The following is a 4,524-nucleotide window of genomic DNA, read 5'->3' as shown; positions in this document are numbered from 1 at the left end:
GGTAGTGTGGGGTTTCCCCATGTGAGAGTAGGTCATCGTCAAGATTAAATTCCGAAACCCCAATTGCGAAAGCAATTGGGGTTTTGTTTTTGCGCATTGGAAAATTCGCGTCTTGTCTTAATACAATTATGCACAGTTATTTTCGGGACGGATCTCTAGAATAGCCCCACGCCTTTTAGAGCCAGAACCCAATATGTCAGACACGGTTGACGCTCCAGGGCTGTCGAAGTTGCCGCTGGAAGACCTGGTGGCCTGCCACGAATGCGACTTGCTGATGCGCAAGCCAGAGCTGGCCCACGGAGAAAAAGCCCAGTGCCCCCGCTGTGGTTATGAGTTGTACGCCCATCGTCATAACGTTGTGGATCGCAGCCTGGCCTTGGTGATTGCCGCGTTGTTGCTGTACGTCCCCGCGAACTTCCTGCCCATCATGCAACTCGACCTGCTCGGACAACTCTCGGAAGACACCGTGTGGAGCGGCGTCGTCGGCTTGTTCGATACCGATATGCAGGGCGTGGCGGTGGTGGTGTTTCTCAGCAGTATGGGCATTCCCCTGCTCAAGCTGGTCTGCCAGCTGCTCGTGCTGTTGAGCATCCGCCTGGATATCGGTCGTGGTTACGGGCTATTGCTGTACCGCATTTACCACCACCTGCGGGACTGGGGCATGCTCGAGGTCTACCTGATGGGCGTGCTGGTCGCCATCGTCAAGCTGGCGGATCTGGCAGCCCTGACGGTGGGCCTGGGGCTGGTGTGTTTTGTCGGTTTGTTATTGGTCCAGGTATGGCTGGAGGTGGTCATGTCGCCCCATCAGATATGGGACGCCTTGGCGGGAGAAGATGCACATGCGGGCCATTGATGCAGGCATCCTGATTTGCAATGAATGCCATGAGTTGAACCGGCAGGAACCCGATACCGACGAGCAGACCTGCACCCGCTGCGGGGCCCTGGTACATGCGCGTCGCCCCAACAGCATCATGCGCACCTGGGCACTGCTGATCACTGCGGCGATCCTGTATATCCCCGCCAATGTGCTGCCGATCATGACGGTCACTTCCCTCGGCCAGGGGGCCCCCAGCACCATCATGTCGGGGGTGATCGTCCTGGTGCAGCACGGCATGATCCCGATTGCCGCGGTGGTGTTCATCGCCAGTATTCTGGTGCCCACCTTCAAGCTGGTGGGGATTGCCCTGTTGCTGTTTTCGGTCCAGCGCCACCAGCCGCTATCGGCACGCCAGCGCATATTGATGTACCGCTTTATCGAGTTCATTGGCCGTTGGTCGATGCTGGATATCTTTGTGATCGCCATCCTGGTGGCTGTAGTGAACTTTGGCCGGCTTGCCAGCATCGAGGCCAATCTCGGGGCGGTGGCCTTTGCCAGTGTGGTGATTCTGACGATGCTCGCCGCCATAACTTTCGATCCCCGACTGATCTGGGATAACACGGAGTCGGACGACGACAATGAGTGATTTGCCTAAAGCTAAAACCCGCCCGGCGTCGAACTGGTCGGCGATCTGGGTCCTGCCCCTGATTGCCTTGTTGATCGGTGGATGGTTGGGCTGGAGGGCCTACAACCAGACCGGTATCGAGATCCAGGTACGCTTTGAAAGCGGCGAGGGCATCCAGGCCAACAAGACCGAAGTGGTCTACAAAGGCATGTCGGTGGGCAAGGTCAAGGCCCTGGCCCTAGACGATGAAGGCAACACCAAAGGGGTGATCGCCACCGTCGAGATGAACAAGGACGTCCAGCAATACTTGAAAAGCAGCACGCGGTTCTGGCTGGTCAAGCCGAGCGTGAGCCTGGCCGGGATCACCGGCCTGGAGACGCTGGTGTCGGGCAACTACATCGCCATCAGCCCCGGTGAGGGCGACTCCGTGCGCAAGTTCAAGGCGCTGGCCGAAGAGCCGCCGCTATCGGACGCCAAGCCGGGCCTGCACTTGACCATCAAGGCTGATCGCCTGGGTTCGCTGAACCGTGGCAGCCCGGTGTTCTACAAGCAGATCCAGGTGGGTGAGGTGAAAAGCTACCTGTTGTCCGAAGATCAGGACACGGTCGAGCTCAAAGTCTTCATCGAACCGACCTACGCCAACCTGGTGCGCAAACATACGCGCTTCTGGAACGCCAGTGGCGTCAGCATCGACGCCAGCCTGACGGGGGTGAAAGTGCGCAGCGAATCCCTGGCCAGCATCGTGGCCGGCGGTATCGCCTTCGCCACACCGGAAAATCGTCGGGACAGCCCGCCCACCGATCCGAGCCTGCCGTTCCGTCTCTACGAGGATTTCGAGGCCGCCCAGGCGGGCATCCGGGTCAAGGTCAAGCTGAGTGACTTCGAAGGGCTCCAGGCCGGCCGGACACCGGTCATGTACAAGGGGATTCAGGTCGGTAACCTCAAGACCCTGAATGTCGATCCGGACCTGGCAAGCGCCACGGCGGAACTGATCCTGGAGCCATTGGCCGAGGAATACCTGGTGCAGGGCACCCAGTTCTGGGTGGTCAAGCCGTCGATTTCCCTGGCGGGTATCAATGGTTTGGAAGCCCTGGTGAAAGGCAACTACATCGCTGTACGCCCGGGTGACCGGGGCGGCGCTCCGCAACGCGAGTTCGAGGCGCGGCCCAAGGCACCGCCGCTGGACCTGCGGGCTCCGGGGCTGCACCTGGTGCTGTTCACCGAAAACCTCGGATCGCTGGAGGTGGGCAGCCCGGTTCTGTACAAGCAGGTAAAGGTCGGCTCGGTGCAAAGCTACCAGTTCTCGCGGACCCACAAGCAACTGGTCATCGGCGTGCACATCGAGAAGGAATACGAAGGCCTGGTGAACGGCTCGACCCGCTTCTGGAACGCCAGCGGCGTCACCCTCACCGGTGGCTTGACCGGCGGCATCCAGGTCAAGAGTGAGTCGTTGCAGAGCCTGATGGCCGGCGGTATCGCCTTCGACACGCCGGAGCCCAATGTGCCGCTGAAAAAGCGTGTGCCACGCTTCCGCTTGTTCGCCGACAAGGAGCAAGCGACCCAGATGGGCACCCTGGTCAGCATCAAGGTCGAGCGCGCCGATGGCTTGCGCCCGGGCACGCCGATCCGCTTCAAGGGCCTGGATGTCGGCAAGGTGGAAGACGTCGACCTGAGCGGCGACCTGCAGTCAGTGCTGCTCAAGGCCCGGATCACCGAGGTGCCGGAGCGTATCGCACGGGTTGGCAGCCAGTTCTGGGTGGTCAAGCCGGAGCTGGGTCTGATGCGCACCGCCAACCTGGAAACCCTGGTAACCGGGCAATACATCGAGGTGCAGCCGGCGGCGAAGAACCTCGGTGCGCAAACCAGCTTTGTCGCCTTGCCCCAGCCACCGGAAGCCGCGGTCGCCGAGGCCGGCCTGAGCCTGGTGTTGAGCGCCGCGCGGCGTGGTTCGCTGAAGATCGGCGTGCCGGTGACCTACCGTGAAGTGACGGTGGGCAAGGTTACGGGGTACGAGCTGGGCCAGACCGCCGACCGAGTCTTGATCCATATCCTGATCGAGCCGAAGTATGCGCCGCTGGTGCGTGGCGGCACGCGTTTCTGGAACAGCAGCGGATTCGGGATTGACATCGGTCTGTTCAAGGGCGCGACGGTCCGCACCGAGTCGCTGGAAACCCTGATCCAGGGCGGCGTTGCCTTCGCCACGCCGGATGGCGAGCGCATGGGCAGCCCGGCGCGGCCGGAGCAGACTTTCCCGTTGTTCGACAAGTTCGAGGACGAGTGGCTGACCTGGGCGCCGAAAATCCCCCTGGCTAAATAGCTCGCTCCTACAGAAGAAAAAAGGCCGCGATCGGAAGATCGCGGCCTTTTTTGTTTCAGCGTGGGGGGATCAGACTTCGTCCAACTCCGCCTCGGCTTCCGGCTCGACGTTCAGGGTCGCCTTGACCTGATCGTGACGGCGGATGTACTTCCAGTCCGCCTCGTCGATGTAGATGCCGTTCGGGCCGCTGCCGCCTTCCAGGTCGATGGCGACCTGGGCCGACACCTGCGGCTTCACGCTGGCCAGGATCGGCACGAAGCCCAGTTGCAGGCTGGTTTCCAGCAGCGCCGCCTGGTTCTTCTCATCGATGTCCGCGGCCTCGTCGAGGTAGTACGGCAGGCGTACACGCCCGGCCAGGTCGCGATCCATCAAGTGCAGCAACAGGTACATGTTGGTCAGCGCCTTGATGGTCATGGTGGTGCCGTTGGAGGCGGCGCCGTCGATGTCGGTGTGGATCACCGGCTGGCCGTTGACCTTGGTGATCTCGAACGCCAGCTCGAACAAGTCCTTGAGGCCCAACTGGTTGTGGTTGGCCGCTACCAGGCGGGCCAGGTATTCCTTGGCTTCTTCGTTCTTGTTGTCCTGCTCGGCGCTCTGGCTCAGGTCGAACACCGACAGGGTCTCGCCTTCCTCGTACTGGCCGGCGCTGTGGATGATCTGGTCGATGTGCTTGAGGGAGCCCCGATCTCTCCCCTGTGGTGTCGTGTGTGGGCCGCGCCCGAGTGCGCGGCGTGGGGGGCATCCAGGTCGTTCTCGACTATGTCC

General features: G+C 61.5%; 3 protein-coding genes and 1 pseudogene. 3 read left to right on the top strand and 1 reads right to left on the bottom strand.

Annotated elements, in window-relative coordinates; translation table 11 throughout:
* The first annotated feature begins 193 nt into the window (after positions 1–193).
* The 3 genes from ACQKQA_RS29670 to ACQKQA_RS29660 are packed head-to-tail and all read left to right on the top strand — an operon-like array spanning position 194 to position 3,759.
* Entirely contained in the window at positions 194–853 is a 660-nt protein-coding gene (locus ACQKQA_RS29670) for a paraquat-inducible protein A (protein WP_427564721.1), read from the top strand.
* A complete protein-coding gene (locus tag ACQKQA_RS29665; RefSeq protein ID WP_427564722.1) occupies positions 840–1,463 on the top strand; it encodes a paraquat-inducible protein A in 624 nt (207 codons plus the stop codon). Before ACQKQA_RS29670 ends, ACQKQA_RS29665 begins: the two co-directional genes overlap by 14 nt.
* On the top strand, positions 1,456–3,759 hold the full coding sequence (locus ACQKQA_RS29660; protein ID WP_427564720.1) for an MlaD family protein: 2,304 nt from the start codon (positions 1,456–1,458) through the stop codon (positions 3,757–3,759). Before ACQKQA_RS29665 ends, ACQKQA_RS29660 begins: the two co-directional genes overlap by 8 nt.
* 69 nt (positions 3,760–3,828) lie before the next feature.
* Here the strand turns inward: ACQKQA_RS29660 and ACQKQA_RS29655 are convergent.
* Positions 3,829–4,524: pseudogene (locus tag ACQKQA_RS29655) on the bottom strand (hypothetical protein); the annotation flags it as partial.

Source organism: Pseudomonas sp. NPDC089530, from assembly GCF_050280705.1.
GTDB lineage: Bacteria > Pseudomonadota > Gammaproteobacteria > Pseudomonadales > Pseudomonadaceae > Aquipseudomonas.
This window is presented reverse-complemented; position numbering and strand designations above follow the sequence as displayed.

Excerpts from the sequence above, each read along its gene's own strand:
- ACQKQA_RS29670 (WP_427564721.1), top strand. The coding sequence starts at position 194 with ATGTCAGACACGGTTGACGCTCCAGGGCTGTCGAAGTTGCCGCTGGAA.
- ACQKQA_RS29660 (WP_427564720.1), top strand. The coding sequence starts at position 1,456 with ATGAGTGATTTGCCTAAAGCTAAAACCCGCCCGGCGTCGAACTGGTCG.
- ACQKQA_RS29665 (WP_427564722.1), top strand. The coding sequence starts at position 840 with ATGCGGGCCATTGATGCAGGCATCCTGATTTGCAATGAATGCCATGAG.